The organism is Paraburkholderia kirstenboschensis (assembly GCF_904848585.1).
In the GTDB taxonomy this organism is placed as follows: domain Bacteria; phylum Pseudomonadota; class Gammaproteobacteria; order Burkholderiales; family Burkholderiaceae; genus Paraburkholderia; species Paraburkholderia kirstenboschensis.
In genome coordinates this window covers 114,766-130,581 of the sequence record NZ_CAJHCR010000007.1, presented here as the reverse complement: position 1 = coordinate 130,581, position 15,816 = coordinate 114,766, and the positions used below count along the sequence as shown (strand labels likewise).

The following is a 15,816-nucleotide window of genomic DNA, read 5'->3' as shown; positions in this document are numbered from 1 at the left end:
GGGAGCGGAGAACATGACCGCGATAGTGCGAATCGATGATGAAGTTGTCGACGTCAGCGAATTCATTCGTCTTCTTAAACTGACTGGCCAGTTTGAAAGCCTGATAGAGCAGATCGTGCGCGACAAGCTCACCGTGCATGCGGCGAAGAAGCAGGGCATCGCAGTCAGCGCCGACGAGATCCAGCAGCGCGCCGACCAGTTCCGCCGCGTGCGGGGCTTGCATCGTGCGGCCGATATGAACCAGTACCTGGATGTACTCAACGTGAGCCTCGACGAATTCGAGGTGTTCATTACCGATGGGTTGTACCAGGAGAAGATGCTCGAGGAGATCGGCAACGAGGCCGCCGTCAGAGACTACTTCGCGCTGAATTCACCGAAGTTCGACGCGATCGAGGTGAGCCACATCGTGCTCGATAGCGAAGGCAAGGCGAAGGAAATGATCTCCTATCTGCACGACGATCCCGACAGTTTCGCCGACATGGCTCGCGAGCATTCCATTGCCGATACGCGTGAGGCGGGTGGCGTAATAGGCAAGGTGCTGCGCGGCTCATTGAAGCCCGATATCGAGGCGAAGATCTTCAATGCTGCGGTGGGAGATCTGCTCGGGCCGTTCCCATCGGCTGATCGATCGTGCTTTGAAATCTTTGCGGTGACGGCCAAGTATCCAGCCACGCTCGACGCCGATGTCGCCGCCGAAGTCAGGCGTCTGCTACGCGAAAGCTGGCTGATCGCGCGTGCGCAGGAACATGTGATCGAGGCGCGCTAGCCGGGCGCAGAACTGAAAAGGCCGAATCGAGGTTCGCAAGCTTATGGATGCACCCCAGACCGCACCATCCGCCGCCGAGTTTCTCGCCTCGGTGGAAATACTGTCGCCTTTTTCTCGCGATGAGATCGACCGCCTGGCTGAATATGCACAGGCGCGCTTTTATTCGTTTGGCGAAACGGTGTGTTCAGCAGGGGAGACCGCCGACGGTCTATACGTGATTCGTTCGGGATCGGTGCGCATCTTTGTCGAGGAGAACGGCAAGGAAACGAGCATGGGAGTGCGCAAGTCGGGAGAAATCTTCGCCGATATTGCAATGCTCCGTACGTATGTGCATGAAGCCTCGGTGCGGGCGTCGGCGAAGACGGAGTTGCTGTTCATCCCGCGCGCCGCAATCGAGCCGGTGATCACCGGCAATCAGGCCGCGCTCGCTTTTGTCGCGAGCTATGTGGCGATCAATTCGGCCGGCGGCTTCGTCGCACAGTTGTTCGATTTGCGCGGCAAACTGAACAAGGCAGAGCTTGAAGAATATGTACGCAGCGTGGGTGTGAAACGGGTGGCCGCAGGCAAGGAGATTCTCAAGCAGGAAGCGCGCGACGACCGGCGCTTATACGTCGTGCGTCAGGGTGAAGTGCGCATCGTTCGGCATGAAGAGGGGCGCGACTATACGCTCGCCACACTCGGAGAAGGCGAAATATTCGGCGAGAAAGCGTGCTTGATGCGCCAGGAACAAATGGCCTCCGCGGTTGCTTCGACAGATGCCCGGCTGCTGGTTATTCCCGAGCGCACGGTTCATTTCATTCTCGAGCGCAATCCCAAACTGCGCGAGGTGCTGGACGAACGCATTCGTTACGTCGACCGTGAATTACAGCGGCAGAAGCGGCTTGAACAACGCCGTAAGTTACCGCTGATGCTGGACCTGCAGAGCAAGCCCGAGTTCGGCGAGAAAGTAATCAAGCGCTTTGCGCTGGTCGAACAGGCCGAAGAAATGGATTGCGGCGCGGCATGCCTCGCCATGATCTGCCGTCACTACAGCATTCCGATGACGCTCGGCAAATTGCGCGAACTCGCCAATGTGACGACGCAGGGCGCGACGCTCGACAGCCTTGCCCGTGCGGGGGAATCGCTCGGCTTCACCGCGCGTGGGGTGCAATGCACGTTCGATTCGTTACGTGGATTCGATCTACCGTTCATCGTGCATTGGGAGGGCTACCACTACGTGGTGGTGTATGGGCTCTCCACTGAGTACGTATGGGTCGCGGACCCGGCGCTGGGCTTCCGCAAACTGACCGTGGAGGATTTCGAGCGCGGCTGGAGCGGTACTTGTCTGCTGTTCACGGGCGGCCCTCACTTGCTGCAAATGTCGGCGGCGCGTTCACCGTGGATACGCTTTGTAGGCTACCTGAAGCCGTATAGAAAAATACTAGGGCACCTCTTTCTCGCGACGTTTGTGATTCAGGTACTCGGCGTGATCCCGCCGCTCATCATCCAGAACATTCTTGACGGCGTAATCGTGCATCAGAATGTGAGCTTGCTGCATCTGCTGATAGGCGGCCTCATTATTTCGAATGTGTTCTCGCAACTCATGTCGTCGATTCGCGCCTACCTCGCGAATTTCATGGTGCGCAACATGGACTTCGCGATGATGTCGCAGTTCTTCAAGCACACGTTGTCGTTGCCATTCTCGTTTTTTGCAAAGCGCAAAACTGGTGACATTTTTGCGCGTTTTCAGGAGAACCAGACGATTCGCGCATTTCTCACGGAATCCACCGTGACGACCGCGTTGAATCTGCTGATGGTGTTCATCTACTTCACGATCATGTTCGTCTACAACGTGAAGATGACGCTCGTGCTGATCGGCTTCGTCATTCCTATCATGGCGCTGACCGCTTTGGCCACGCCCAGAATCAAGAATTATGCGCGTGAGGTTTTCACCGCGTCGACGGAATCGAAGTCTTTTCTGATGGAAGCACTGGCCGGCGTCGAAACGGTCAAAGGCATGGGCATCGAGCGACCCGTGCGTTTGCGTTGGGAGAAGAAATATGCGAAAGCGCTGGAAGTGCAGTACCGTGCGCACGCTTTCAATATTCTCGTTGGGCTCGGCAGTCAATTGCTGAACGCTGCGACCACGATCGCGATTCTGTGGGTCGGCGCGAATCTCGTGCTCGCGCGCGAGATGACAATCGGCCAGTTGATTGCATTCAATGCATTCATGGGAAGCGTGCTCGGCCCGTTGATGGGACTCGTCGGCTTATGGAGCATGCTCAATGACGCGGGCGTCGCGATGGAGCGCCTTGGCGATGTGCTCGACATCGAGCCAGAACAGAGGCCGCAGGATTTGCCGTCACGCGTAATGTTGCCGGAATTGCAGGGCGAGATAAGCCTGAGCGGTGTCTACTTCCGCTACGGCGATGACGATGCCGCTTATGTGTTGGAGAACATCAGTTTCGACATCAAGCCCGGCGAACTAGTGGCGATTGTTGGACGCAGCGGCTCCGGCAAAACGACGTTAGCCAAGTTGCTGGTCGGCTTTTACGCGCCGACCGAGGGCAAGATGTCAATTGACGGTTACGACATCGGCGTGGTCGACAAAGCCTATTTCCGTGCGCAGATCGGCTATGTGATGCAAAGCAATCTGCTGTTCTCGGGCACGATTGCCGAGAACATAGCAAGCGGCGACGACGCACCGGACCGCCGCCGCATCGAGGAAGTGGCCAGAATGGCGGATGCACACGCGTTCATCAGCAAGATGCCGCTCGGCTACGAGCAGATTGTCGGCGAGCGCGGAATAGGGTTGTCCGGCGGTCAGATCCAGCGGCTGTGCATTGCACGCGCGCTGTATCACGATCCACGCCTGCTCGTATTCGACGAAGCCACGTCTGCGCTCGATTCGCAGTCGGAAAGCAACATTCTCGGCAATATGCACGACATTCTCAAGGGCCGCACCGCAGTGATCATCGCGCATCGGCTGAGCACGATCATGCGTGCCGACAAGATCCTCGTGCTCTATGAAGGGGCAATCGTCGAACAGGGCCGTCATGAAGAACTGATCCAGCGCGGTGGCATGTACTACCAACTGGTTCAGAAACAACTGAGTACGTGATGATGAAGATACTCGACCAGATTGAAGACATCAGTCCTGCTATTTCATATGCGGGCTTGATCGAGCGAATAGAGATTCTGCGCTCGACACTGCGGTGGTCGTCGCGGCTGGAGCGCACGGATATCGACAAGCTGCTCAGGCAAGCCACTTCGCTGCGCGACGAGGTCATGCAGCTCTCGCACAAAGAGCGCTTCGTGCAAGCCGCGGTGGCGGCAGAGCCCGAACAGCGAGCCGAGCAGTCGCGCGGTGCACGCAGGCAGGCGCTGCTCGAGCGCAGTTTCATTTTCGAGGGGACGTTCGGGGACAATCCGCACCTGCTCGAATCGCTCGAAATCGCCGAGAAAGCGGCGCCGACCGACTTGCCCGTTCTGATCGACGGTGAAAGCGGAACTGGCAAAGAGTTGATGGCCAAAGTCATTCACGCTAACGGATCGCGTTCGGATAAGCCGTTTATCTCCGTGAACTGCGGCGCGATTCCGGACAATCTGCTGGAATCGGAATTGTTCGGTCATCGCAAGGGGGCGTTTACGGGCGCTTCGAACGACCGTAAAGGGAAATTCGAAAGCGCGCATACAGGTACCATCTTTCTCGACGAGATCGGCGAGTTGCCGCTCGCGGGCCAGGTCAAGCTGCTGCGCGTGCTGGAAGCGCACGAGATTCAGCGCGTGGGTTCCGACGAAACCATTGCAGTCGATACGCGCATAGTCGCGGCAACGAATCGCAATCTGCGCAAGCTCAGCGAAGAAGGCAGGTTTCGCGAGGATCTGTTCTATCGGCTTAGCGTCATTCACGTGACGCTGCCGCCGCTGCGCGAACGCCGCGACGAAATTCCGCTGCTGATCGCATGGTTCGGTGACGAGGCGGCCGGCACGCTCAAACGCAGGCCCGTCAGATTGACGCCGCGTTTGCGGGACTTTCTGCTTAATTACGCATATCCCGGCAACATCCGCGAGTTGCGCAACGTGATGTATCGCATCTCGTGTCTTGCCGGGGATATGGCGGACATGGATCACTTGCCGACCGATATGCGGCCCGCGGCGCCGGGAGCAGCGGCGTTGCAAAGCGGCGCGAACAGCACAGGGCAACAACCGATCAGCGTGGCTAACCTGATGTCGCTAAGCGACGCGAAGCGCGCCGCGAGCGACGACGCGGAGAAAGCCTTTCTCGAGCGCGGACTGCGCGAAGTGAACGGCACGGTTGCCGAATTGGCGCGGCGCATCGACATGAACCGGTCGCATCTGCAAATGCTGCTGAAGAAGCACGGCCTGCATTCGAAAGACTTCCGCAACCGTAGCGCTCCGTCCTCGAACAGGAATGGCGCCGTCGAGCACGCCGAGGACGACGGCGAAGGCGACGCATAACGCCGCCAGCCGTCAATGTCGAGCGGCGTGCAGCTCACGGCGCCGGATTCAGGAGCGTTTTGTCCGCGGCGTGAGGGTCTTCGGCCCGTACCACGACCGCAGTAATGTTGTCGCGGCCGCCGCGCTCCAAGGCGAGGCTCACCAGTTGATCGGGCGCGTTGCCGTGTGCCGCCGTGGACAATACGGATAGCATGTCCTCTTCGCCGATCTCGTTGCTCAGGCCATCGCTGCAAAGCAGGAAGATGTCGCCGTCCGCGACTTCGATCGCATCGTCGTCGAGTTCGAGCAGGTCCGTCGCGCCCACGGCGCGCGTGATCATATGCTGCGCGGGATGATGCCGCGCTTCTTCGTCGGTAATCACGCCAAGCGACTTGAGCGCTTCCACCTGACTGTGGTCGCGCGTGAGTTGGCGTAACTGTCCGTCGCGAAGGAGGTAAAGGCGGCTGTCGCCGGCCCACACATAACCGCAAAAGCGATCGCAGGCGAGAAGCGCGACGACCGTGCTGCCGATGCGTTGCACCTGGCGGCGCGCGGCCTCGTCTCTCAACTGACGATTAGCGACCTGCAAATGTGCGCGCGCGTCGGCCATGAACGCCTTCATGCTGACGGGCGAGGCGAGCCGCTTCAATTCGTCGATGACGATGCGGCTCGCGAGATCGCCGACCGCATGTCCGCCCATGCCGTCGGCGACTGCCCAGCGTCCGAGTTCCGACTGGTCAAGGCAGGCGTCTTCGTTGATTTCACGCACGCGCCCCGCGTCGGAGCGCGCGGACGACGTCCATCGGAATAGGCTCGCACAGGTCACAACGGCTACACCATATCGTTTCTGCTGCGTGCGTCGGGAGAGACATTGATGTTCGAGTTCGCGCCAGTATTGCGCACGTCGACCGACTGGAACTGGTTGATCATCTGGTTAGCATAGAAGTTGTTGGAAACCTCGTACAGGTTCACGACCGGTCCAATGCTGGGCGTTTCCCGCACATAAGGTTGAATCCAGCCATACACCCAGGGCGCTCCGCCGCCGCCGCGAATCGCCGCCATTGCTTTACGGTCGAGTGCGAGGTTGAGTGAGAGATCGTTCACAGAAATAGAAGCCATGTCGTTCTCCGGTTGACCGCGTGCGCAACGCGCGCGGTTTCAATGGACCTGGACAGGGAGTATGCAAGTGTTATGCCGGTCGATGCGCGACGCCATGTGGATGGTTGCAATGCGTTGACTGGCCGGCCTTTCCGCTGATTCGGGCGCTGTGCGACCGGCGCCGCGCCACGCGATAGGTCGGCGCGCACCCAACATGCGCGCTTGCGAGCCGGTGTGGTGCCCAACACATTCCTGGCGCGTGGGCAGCTTCACGCCTGCATCCTGAATCGCCGTTCTGGCGGTGGCCGGGAGAGCGCCGCACGCCAACACATCGGCACATTTTCTGTCGCTTATCAGCCCACAGTTTTCTTCGTCAAGAAGGCCGCGTTCAGCGGAAAGCCCTATAAATAAAGGCTTTTACGCACATGGCCCGGATGATGCAAAAGACCTCGCAACAGTGTTGGAAAAACTACGCGAGGCCAGCCATGAACACGATCCATCTTAAGACGAGCGACACCCGCGGCGATTGGATGTCCACGATCGACTTGCCGATCGGCTCGCATCTCGTGTCAGCCCGCTGCGGTTATGAGCATCACGGCATCTACGTGGGCAATGGCCGTGTGGTTCATTACGCAGGCTTCGCCGGATCGGTGCATCGCGGTCCGGTCGAAGAAGTCGACCTCGATCGCTTCGCGGCAGGGCATCCGCTTTCGATTCGCGCGACTCCCCGTGCACGTTATGTCGGCGATGAAGCGGTGCGCCGCGCGCGCTCACGGCTCGGCGAAAACCACTACCGCCTGCTGACCAACAACTGCGAGCACTTTTGCGCGTGGGTGCTGCTCGGCGAAAGCCGCAGCGAACAGGTGCATTGCAGCTTGCGCCATCCGCGTACCGGCATGCATGTGCTGATGTGCCTCGTGAAGGCATTCGTCGAAAACGGCGCAAACAGCGGACGGCTTGCCGCACAGCTTGCGTGAGCTATCGGATCGACCTCGGGAATTCAAGCGTAAAGGGATGAAGGAGAACCATCATGGCTGCCGCTGAAAAGACCTTGCACTGGGCCGTCGACAAATGGCTCGCACCCACTCCGTCGATGCCCGCACGTGTAGTGGAGTTTTGCCACCACGCTTCACATCAGCGGTTCGTGCGTGTCGAAGCGCTGCGCCCGAGCGGCCTCTTGTCCATCTTCTTCTTTCGTCACGACGATGGCTCGTGGAACGTGTTTCCGCCGCAAGCAGAACGCCCTGCCATGAACGGCTATCGTCGCACCGGGCTTTGCTAACGCTGCATTTGTGCAGCCGCTTCCTTGATGAGCCACTGGCTGAACAGCAGCATCGCGGGCGTCATCGCCTTGCCCTTCAGCCATGTCAGCCAGTAACTGCCTGCCTGCACTTCGACGTCGAACGGTCGCACGAGGCGGCCCGTGTTGATCTCGTGATCGAACATCAGTGCGGGCGCAAGCGCGATGCCCGCGCCTTGCATGGCCGCTTCGACCATCAGCCGGGACGAATCGAACACCGGCCCGCGAATTGGACGCGGCGCAATGCCGGCGGCTGCGAACCAGTTGATCCAGTCGTCCGCGCGGTACGAACGCAACAGCGTTTCGTCGACGAGATCGGCTGGCGTGGACAAACGCGCGGCGATCTCGGGCGTGCATAGCAGCGCGAGCGGCGCGTCGAGCAGGCGTGTGGCGAGTGACCCGGGCCACGTGCCGTCGCCGAAGCGGATCGCGAAGTCGAGGCCCTCGGTGGCAAGATCCACCAGATTGTTATTGGTCAGAAGCCGCAGTTCGACAAAGGGATGTGCATCGCGGAACGATTTGAGCCGCGGCATCAGCCAGCCGACCGCGAACGTGCCGACCACACCGACCGTCAGCACTTCATGAAAGTGACCCCCCTCGAATTGTTTGAGCACCGCCTCGATGCGATCGAATGCGTCGGTCAGCACGGGGCGCAGTGCAAGACCTTCATCGGTCATCGCAAGGCCGCGTGGCAGGCGCTTGAATAGCGTGGTGCCAAGACGTTCTTCGAGCGTTCTGACCTGCTGGCTGACGGCCGCCTGCGTGACGTTCAGTTCGAGCGCGGCGCGAGTGAAGCTCAGGTGCCGCGCGGACGATTCGAAGGCGCGCAGCGCATTGAGCGGAAGATAAGGTCTCATAGCCGAGGCATAAGTTTTTCTTGTGAGCGCACTAACTTATCATCGTTTGTCAGTGAAAGCTGGAAAACCGATAGTTGCGGCTTCACACAAGGAGCTGCAATGGTCACGAGAAGAAAATTTGCGCGCGCGATGCTGGGCGTTTCGATAGTTGGCGTTGGTGGCGCTGCTAGCGCCGTGTTTCGAAGCGGCGATGCATGGGGCAAAGACGCCGGACCGATCAAGCGCACCATGGCGGCAACGGCGCGGCAAGAGTTCGCAAAGGCCGATACGATCCGCGCGCGGCTGCAGGAGATCGAAGCAGATAGTGGCGGACGGCTCGGTGTGTCGATCGTCGACACGGCATCGGGCCTGCACGCCGGCTTACATGCGGATGAGCGCTTTCCGATGTGCAGCACGTTCAAACTGCTCGTCGCCGGCGCGATATTGGCGCGGGTCGACCGAGGCGAAGAAGACTTGCAGCGGCGCATCGTCTACTCGCAAAGCGAGCTTGTGTCGAACTCGCCGGCGACTTCGAAGCATACGCGTGAGCGCACGGGCAACGCGGGGATGAGCGTCGCCGATCTGTGCAAGGCGGCCATTACGCTCAGCGATAACACGGCCGCCAACCTGCTGCTCGCGAGCTTCGGCGGTCCTGCCGCATTGACTGCGTTTGCGCGCAGTCTGGGTGACGGCATCACGCGTCTGGACCGCAATGAGCCCACGCTTAACGAGGGGACGCCCGGCGATCCGCGCGACACCACGACGCCGAATGCGATGCTCGGCAATCTGCGCGAGCTGGTGCTGGGCGAGCATTTGACTTCGTCGTCGAGAGCGCAATTGCTCGCGTGGCTCGCGGCCAATGAGACCGGCGGCGAGCGGATTCGCGCGAAATTGCCGAAAGATTGGGGCGTAGGCGATAAGACCGGCACAGGCGATCACGGCACTGCGAACGACGTGGCGATTGTGTGGCCGCCGGGACGCGGCCCCATTCTCGTCGCGGTCTATCTAACGGGAACTGCAGGCGACGCCGCGCGTTGTAACGCGGCGATTGCGGACGTCGGCGTGCTGGTGGCGCAGTCGGTTTAACGGCGGCGCGAACGGCCTGGGCCTTTACCCCGAAACCCGCTTGAGCATGGTCAGCAGCGCGTCGAATGAAATGGGCTTGCGCGCGTACTGGATAGACGGATTCGGCTGCACGGGAATGTCGGCGGCCGCGCTGCAGAGAATGACCGGAATGGTGCACAGGTCCGGATCGGCGTAGAGCGCTGCGCACAGTTGCAGGCCCGACATGACCGGCATCATGCAGTCCGACACGATAACGTCCGGTCGGGTCCTGCGTATCTGCTCGAGCGCGGCCGCGCCATTCGACGCGGTCAGCACCGTATAGCCGTGACGTTCGAGCAGCAGCCGCCATACCGTGAGGATGTCGAATTCGTCATCCACAACCAGAATGGTTTTCATGGGGGCTACGCCGGTCGCCGCGGCTGCAACGTCGCGGACAAGCCTGAGGCCGAAGACACCGCGGCGCTAAACGGGCTTTCAATGACATCCAGCCCCTGCGAGGAGATTACGAGCTCATGTGTGGACGGATCATGAGCGCTTTCGCGCTGCTTGACGATTGAGATTGCACGCCGCAGTCCTGCTTCGGTTTCGGCGTAGCGCAACAGTACGAGATTTTCCGTAAGTGCCGAAACACGCGTGCTTTTCGAATTGCCGTGGTCGGGGTAAAGCGGCATTTCCTCGGTCACGAGCGTCGTGATACCGGCTTCGCGCAACTGATGCAGCAATGCGTTCAGGAACAGCCCGAAGCGCTCGACGCGCAACGCGGAATCGCGGAAACCCTCCACGCCGTCGATCACGATGCGTGTCGCCCCGATCTGTCTGGCCGTGGCAAGCGCATTAGCGGCGATTTCGTCGACGGCAAGTTCAACAGCCGGCTGCCATTGAATGACAAGACGGCCGTCCTGGTACGCGTCGTTGAGCGGGATCGAAACGGCCTCGGCTTTGCCGAGCAGTCGTTGCGGTCCTTCGTAAGAGCCAAGGTATAGGCAACGTTCGCCGCGCGCGACACCCGCCGCAAGAAATTGCAGGCAAAGCATGGTTTTGCCAACGCCCGAGGGCCCGATCAACGTCGTGGTCGAGCCTTGTGACAGACCCCCGCCGAACATGATGTCGAGATGCGGCAAGCCGAAACTGATCCGGGTTTTCAGATCCACCGGTCCGCCCGGCGGGGCGCACTGCGATTCGAGACGAGGAAACATCAGGAGCCCGCTCTCGGCGATGCGAAAGTAGTGCTTGCCCATCAGATGATCGCGCGCGCGCAGTTTGTGTACTTCGATTTCGCGGGCGCGACGCATGCCGTCGCTATAGCGGTTGAGTTCGATCAGGCCGTCGACCAGGGTGTGCTCGGGATGCGGCTCGTTGCCGGACAGCGGCGCGAGGAGCAGCGTCGTGCAGTCCATTGCAGCAACGAGAGCATTGAGTTCGTGAATGAACTTGGACAACGACAGTTCGGTCTCGCTGAACTCGCGCGCGCTGCGAAAGCCATCGATGATCATCAGGCTCGGCCGATAATCGTAGATGCTCGATGCAATCAGTTTCAGGAAACCGTCCAGACCGTCCTGCATGAGTTCGTGATAACCGGAGACGAAAAGCATCTGCTGCGCGACTGCCTTTTCGTCGAAGAAAGTCAGGCGCTTAAGGTGCGCAAGCAACTTATCGTGCGATTCGGCGATCAAGGTCATGTACAGCACCTTCTCGCCCCGGCTTACCCGGTGAAAGCCGATCTGGCTGGATAGAATCGTCTTGCCCGCGCCGGCCATGCCTTCGAGAAGATAGACGCCGCCCTGGACCAGACCGCCGCCAAGAATCTCGTCGAGACCGGGTACGCCCGTTTCAACGTTGGCGCGAAGAGAGGTCTGAGATTCGTGAATAGTCATTGTGCTGTGTGGTTGAAATGCGAAGACAAGCGGCTCGCTGACGTCCGCCCGCAACCTGAACCTACCCTAGTGAGCAATGTACGTTCCTGGTTTTTGTCCGGCCTTGACTCATATGGAGGACTGGATGCCCGCAATTCTACGTGTCCGTCAAGCGCTTGACCACGGGCATATTGCCAGGTTTCAGCGGACGAGTGAGTCGATCGCGTTCCGATACGAACGCAGCAAAGCCAACCGAAAATGGAAAAAGTCGTTCTGCGAGGCGCACAAAGTACAAAACAGGTACGCGGAGCGCTACTTAACCGCATGGTGTTCGTCTGCCGGCGAGCAAGCATCTAGTCACGCCAGGGCCACGCTTCGCGCGCTCATGGGCAAGCGGCTATATTAGCCATCCTTAATAAAAGTTTGTGTGACTGTCGATGCTATCCGCGCAGGTTGCGGACAAAAGTTTCGAGGTGGCGCTGCACGGTGCCAGCCGCTTCTAATTCGATGCCTTCGAGCATCTGCTTTTCGATCGATTTAACCGCCTGCTCGCATTGACGCAACACGGCCCGTCCCTCGTCGGTTAATTGCAGCAGCACGATACGGCCATGCGTGGGATCCGGCTCGCGGCTCACCCAGTTACGGCTCGCCATTGCGTTCATCACCTCGTTTGCCGACTGGGGTGTAATGAACGAGCGTTCGGCAAGCTGCGCATTCGACGCTTGCCCCTTCGCTTCGAGAACGGACAGCGCGGTAAATTGCGCGAGCGTCAAGCCGAGCGGCGCGAGCGCTTCGCTCATACGGCGCCGCAGGATGCGGTCGAGACTGCCTATCACATAGGTCAGGCGCAGGGCCGGCCGGCGAGTACGGGTAGTGGCGGCTTCGAGAGTCGAATTCTGATTTTTGCTCATTGTCGGCACGAGATTCAGTCTATCCCGCATCTTATCGCGGCTTGCCGTATACAATTCGCCACCGCCTGAATTTTGCCAATACTGACATCGCACCCATGCCGAATCCGACCCGGGCTTTTCTTCTCGGCCCGCTCCTGAAAGGCGTTTCACGCTCGTTTTACCTTACGCTGCGCGTGCTGCCAGTGGGAATGCGCGACCCGATCGGCCTCGCCTATCTGCTCGCGCGCGCCGCCGACACGATCGCGGATACATCGCTGGTCGCGCCGGAACAACGCCTTCAGTTACTGCTGGCGTTGCGCGACCAGGTCAACGGCGTGTCGAGCGACGGTGCACTGTTCCAGCGCATGGCCGCGGAAGTCGCGGGCCAGCAGAGTCAGTCGGACGAGAAGGTGCTGCTGGAATCGCTCGGTCCCGCGCTCGACATACTGGCCCAGTTGAATGAATCGGATCGCAAGGCCGTGCGGGAAATCGTTTCTACGCTGACCGAGGGCATGGAGTTCGATTTGCGCGCGTTCCCCGACGAACGTTCGGGCCGCATAGCGGCGTTGCGCGAATATCCGGAGTTGGACCGTTATACGTATCTCGTCGCGGGCTGCGTCGGCGAATTCTGGACCACAATGACCTACGCGCATATGCCCGGCACGCTGAAAGAGCGGCCCGAGACAATGGCGAGCCGTGGCGTTCGATTCGGCAAGGCGCTGCAAATGACCAACGTATTGCGCGATTGCGGAAAGGACTTGCGTATCGGCCGCTGCTATCTTCCGCAAACGTTGCTGGATCAACACGGCTTGAGTCCACAAGACCTACTGTTGCCGGCCAATTCGCTGCGTGCGCGTCCGCTGATGATCGAGCTGTTGCGCACCACGCTCGATCATTTCCGTGAAGCGCTCGACTACACGCTCGCCATTCCGGCGTTTTCCGTGCGCTTGCGGCTTGCGTGTTTGTGGCCGATTCTGATCGGCCTCGAAACGCTGCTGCTGCTCGTGGACAACGAAGCGTGGCTCGATCCGCAAAAAGTGTCGAAGGTCCGCAGGAACACGGTGTATCGAATCATTGCGTCGTCGCTGCTGCTGGTCGGCTCGAATGCGCTGGTGCGTCAGTCGATAGAGCAGCGCATCCGGCACATAGAAGGGCGGTTTTGACCCAACTCGTGTGTGGTCCAACGTACTGATTAAAAGCATGCCGGGCCGTAGTTTGATCGACAAATTCTTTGTCCGATCAGACTCACATGGCGCCGCCCGAAAAACAGCATTGCGACACACTCGACCTGATCCGGGCATTGGCGGCGGGCGCTGTTTGCATCAGCCATCTGCGCAATCTGATGTTCGTCGACTACAGGTCCAGCGTGGGACTGGGCCTGGCGGGCAAGGCGTTTTATTTCGTCAGCAACTACGGGCACACGGCCGTCATCGTATTCTTTTTACTGAGCGGGTACTTTGTCGGCGGCTCGGTACTGCGCCAGGTCGCCGCCGGTACATGGAGCTGGCAGCGCTATCTGACTGAGCGCTTATCGCGCCTGTGGGTCGTGCTGGTGCCGGCGCTGCTGCTAACGTTGTTCTGGGACCGTCTTGGTATCCAACTCGCGGGCGGACCTTTCTATCTCGGGACTGAAGGCACATTCGATCAACAGATCAACGTCGCATCGCATCTGGGCCCGGCGACGCTCGCATGCAATCTCGTCTTTCTGCAAACCTTGGCGTGTGGCACATACGGATCGAATGGGCCGCTATGGAGCCTTGCCAACGAGTTCTGGTATTACCTGTGGTTTCCAGCATGCGTCGTGCTGTTACGCCGCCGACGGGGACTCGCCGCCTTTGCGATCGCCGCATTCGCGCTCGGCACGATGATCGCCTTCCCGTCGCTGCTGAGCGGTTTCGGATTGTGGCTACTCGGAGTGCTACTCGCGGTGCTCGAAAAGCGTTCTCCCGCGCGTCCCAAGCGGCCGGCCTTACCGTGGCTTACGCTCGTAAGCGGTGCGGTGTTTTTTGCTGCGCTTATTTGTACACGTCTCTTTCTGCTCGATAACGAGTGGATCGTCGGCGTGCCTTGCTTTGCGTTCCTTCGCTGCGTTCTGCTCGAGAATGTTCGCTTGCGTCCAGCGGTGTTGTCGCGAGCCGCAATTCTGTTTTCCAGATTTTCCTATTCGCTGTATCTCACGCACTTCTCGTTCATTCTTTTTGTGGCTGCGGTCGGTTTAAGGCACCGAATCCCGTTCGATGCAAAAGGAGTACTCGTGCTGACGGGAATGCTGGTTGCCTGCTACGTGTACGCTTTCGCGGTTTATCTGTTGTTCGAGCGGAACACGCGGCGCGTGCAGCAAGGCATATGGCGGCTGCGGTCCGGGCATACCAAGCCGGATGCAACAGCAGCGCATGGGCGCCAGCGCGGCACCATTACCTGACCTGGCTTGATCTAACCTGCATCAGCAGATAGGCCAGAATCGGGAAACCCCTAAGACCGTGTGCCGATGGTTCGCGTTAGTCTCTTCGAAAGAGGAGACAATCCATGAGGCAGGCGTTCAATATTGCGGTGGTGCTGTTGCTCGGCTATCTAATGGCGGATCGGGCGCTGATGCGCGCGCAGGCCGGCGAAGTCGGGACGATCACATGCCATCAGGGCGCGGAACTGGTCAAGGCCGGCGCGCTCAAGAAGGGCTTTGGAGATGTGGGAGCGAGCAGCCAGGGTGAAAATTTCCTGTCGAGCTGCCTCGTTACCGGGCGCGGGCAGGTGGGCGATCTGATCGCTCGCGATTGAGTCGGTCGATTCGGCTGGCGGATTAGCTGTTGCACACGCAACCGTTCGCGTGGGCAAAAAAAGCGCCTGGACCGACGAGTCCAGGCGAAGTCATCGGTAGCCGATGACGGAGGTAACGGATAACAAACTGGCCCGTGATCGGAACAACCGGTCGCGGGCCTATTCTTTTGCAACGGCTCAAACAGCTGGCGCTTTGCGGCATGGCGGGCGGTGGACTGCAACGACCTCCGCCGCGCCTCGGGGTCGACGTATCGCGTGATTCTCTGCGAGTTCACCTACCCGGTTGCCGGGTCTGGCTGTCGGGCTTAGTTGCCGAAGTAAATCGACTTGGCGCCCGTAGCCGACACCGCGCGGCCGGAGTCCGAAGAACCGTTTGCAACACCGCCATAGCTCGACACAGCCGGCTGCGCAGTGCCGTTCTGCGCGGCGACGCGAGCTTCTGCGGCTTGAATGTCGGCCGGGTAATAAGGATCCGAGCGGGTCGGCTCATAGCCGGCCTTTTCGAGTTGAATCAGTTCCGCGCGCACCTGAGCGCGGGTCACGGGCTGGTTGGACTGCGCAAACGAAGCGACAGGAGCGGCCAGCACAGTGGCGATAACAACGGCTTGAATAAGTGATTTCATGATGAACTACCTCCAGTTCTGTCTTTATCGCGCTACGAACCTTGTTGTTCGCAGCCAGTGATTACATTGTAGGTTTGCAAACTGGAGAGAGTAATGGTGCTTTTCGGTAAACTTCGTTGCTGAAATTGAGATAAACGGACGGCGGCGAGCCGGGCCGTTTTATCCTTCTG

At 59.7% G+C, this 15,816-nt stretch carries 16 protein-coding genes; 9 read left to right on the top strand and 7 right to left on the bottom strand.

The window, feature by feature from the left end; genetic code table 11:
• Positions 1-13 precede the first annotated feature (13 nt).
• Genes JMY24_RS19745 through JMY24_RS19735 form a run of 3 tightly spaced genes read left to right on the top strand, consistent with a single transcriptional unit; the run spans position 14 to position 5,227 of the window.
• Positions 14-766 (top strand): peptidylprolyl isomerase, encoded by a 753-nt coding sequence (locus JMY24_RS19745; protein ID WP_128596187.1) that lies wholly within the window; start codon positions 14-16, stop codon positions 764-766.
• Positions 767-809: 43 nt separating this feature from the next.
• Positions 810-3,866 carry a peptidase domain-containing ABC transporter gene (locus JMY24_RS19740; protein ID WP_128596188.1) on the top strand — a complete coding sequence of 1,019 codons (3,057 nt, stop codon included), beginning with the start codon at positions 810-812 and terminating at the stop codon, positions 3,864-3,866.
• Complete coding sequence (locus tag JMY24_RS19735) at positions 3,866-5,227, top strand: sigma-54 interaction domain-containing protein (protein ID WP_128596189.1); 1,362 nt, start codon at positions 3,866-3,868, stop codon at positions 5,225-5,227. Before JMY24_RS19740 ends, JMY24_RS19735 begins: the two co-directional genes overlap by 1 nt.
• Before the next feature lie 34 nt (positions 5,228-5,261).
• On the opposite strand, the gene JMY24_RS19730 is transcribed toward JMY24_RS19735, so the two are convergent.
• Both JMY24_RS19730 and JMY24_RS19725 read right to left on the bottom strand, forming a co-directional pair.
• A complete protein-coding gene (locus tag JMY24_RS19730) occupies positions 5,262-6,032 on the bottom strand; it encodes a PP2C family protein-serine/threonine phosphatase (RefSeq protein WP_128596190.1) in 771 nt (256 codons plus the stop codon).
• 5 nt (positions 6,033-6,037) lie between these two features.
• Positions 6,038-6,325, bottom strand: coding sequence for a hypothetical protein (locus JMY24_RS19725; RefSeq protein ID WP_128596191.1), 288 nt, complete (start codon positions 6,323-6,325; stop codon positions 6,038-6,040).
• 464 nt (positions 6,326-6,789) lie between these two features.
• Here JMY24_RS19725 and JMY24_RS19720 point away from each other — a divergent pair, with 464 nt between their 5' ends.
• Complete coding sequence (locus JMY24_RS19720; RefSeq protein ID WP_128596192.1) at positions 6,790-7,281, top strand: lecithin retinol acyltransferase family protein; 492 nt, start codon at positions 6,790-6,792, stop codon at positions 7,279-7,281.
• Between the two features lie 53 nt (positions 7,282-7,334).
• Complete coding sequence (locus JMY24_RS19715; protein WP_128596193.1) at positions 7,335-7,586, top strand: hypothetical protein; 252 nt, start codon at positions 7,335-7,337, stop codon at positions 7,584-7,586.
• On the opposite strand, the gene JMY24_RS19710 is transcribed toward JMY24_RS19715, so the two are convergent.
• Positions 7,583-8,461 carry a LysR family transcriptional regulator gene (locus JMY24_RS19710; RefSeq protein WP_201702716.1) on the bottom strand — a complete coding sequence of 293 codons (879 nt, stop codon included), beginning with the start codon at positions 8,459-8,461 and terminating at the stop codon, positions 7,583-7,585. The two genes, JMY24_RS19715 and JMY24_RS19710, sit on opposite strands and share 4 nt — an antisense overlap.
• Before the next feature lie 99 nt (positions 8,462-8,560).
• Here JMY24_RS19710 and bla point away from each other — a divergent pair, with 99 nt between their 5' ends.
• Positions 8,561-9,526 carry a class A beta-lactamase gene (gene bla, locus JMY24_RS19705; protein WP_128596194.1) on the top strand — a complete coding sequence of 322 codons (966 nt, stop codon included), beginning with the start codon at positions 8,561-8,563 and terminating at the stop codon, positions 9,524-9,526.
• A 24-nt stretch (positions 9,527-9,550) separates the two neighbouring features.
• On the opposite strand, the gene JMY24_RS19700 is transcribed toward bla, so the two are convergent.
• The 3 genes from JMY24_RS19700 to JMY24_RS19690 all read right to left on the bottom strand — a co-directional run bounded on the left by JMY24_RS19700 (position 9,551) and on the right by JMY24_RS19690 (position 12,299).
• On the bottom strand, positions 9,551-9,901 hold the full coding sequence (locus JMY24_RS19700) for a response regulator (protein WP_128596195.1): 351 nt from the start codon (positions 9,899-9,901) through the stop codon (positions 9,551-9,553).
• Between the two features lie 5 nt (positions 9,902-9,906).
• Complete coding sequence (locus tag JMY24_RS19695) at positions 9,907-11,379, bottom strand: ATPase domain-containing protein (protein ID WP_128596196.1); 1,473 nt, start codon at positions 11,377-11,379, stop codon at positions 9,907-9,909.
• Between the two features lie 419 nt (positions 11,380-11,798).
• A complete protein-coding gene (locus tag JMY24_RS19690; protein WP_128596197.1) occupies positions 11,799-12,299 on the bottom strand; it encodes a MarR family winged helix-turn-helix transcriptional regulator in 501 nt (166 codons plus the stop codon).
• A gap of 65 nt (positions 12,300-12,364) precedes the next feature.
• Between JMY24_RS19690 and JMY24_RS19685 the strand changes: the two genes are divergently transcribed.
• The 3 genes from JMY24_RS19685 to JMY24_RS19675 all read left to right on the top strand — a co-directional run bounded on the left by JMY24_RS19685 (position 12,365) and on the right by JMY24_RS19675 (position 15,023).
• The gene (locus JMY24_RS19685; RefSeq protein ID WP_128596198.1) at positions 12,365-13,411 is read left to right on the top strand and encodes a phytoene/squalene synthase family protein; all 1,047 of its coding nucleotides are present in this window, start codon (positions 12,365-12,367) and stop codon (positions 13,409-13,411) included.
• A gap of 68 nt (positions 13,412-13,479) precedes the next feature.
• Positions 13,480-14,670 (top strand): acyltransferase family protein, encoded by a 1,191-nt coding sequence (locus JMY24_RS19680; RefSeq protein WP_236597458.1) that lies wholly within the window; start codon positions 13,480-13,482, stop codon positions 14,668-14,670.
• Positions 14,671-14,774: 104 nt separating this feature from the next.
• Entirely contained in the window at positions 14,775-15,023 is a 249-nt protein-coding gene (locus JMY24_RS19675) for a hypothetical protein (RefSeq protein ID WP_128596200.1), read from the top strand.
• Between the two features lie 305 nt (positions 15,024-15,328).
• On the opposite strand, the gene JMY24_RS19670 is transcribed toward JMY24_RS19675, so the two are convergent.
• Positions 15,329-15,646: a DUF4148 domain-containing protein gene (locus tag JMY24_RS19670; protein ID WP_128596201.1), complete on the bottom strand. Its 318-nt coding sequence runs from the start codon at positions 15,644-15,646 to the stop codon at positions 15,329-15,331.
• Positions 15,647-15,816 lie beyond the last annotated feature (170 nt).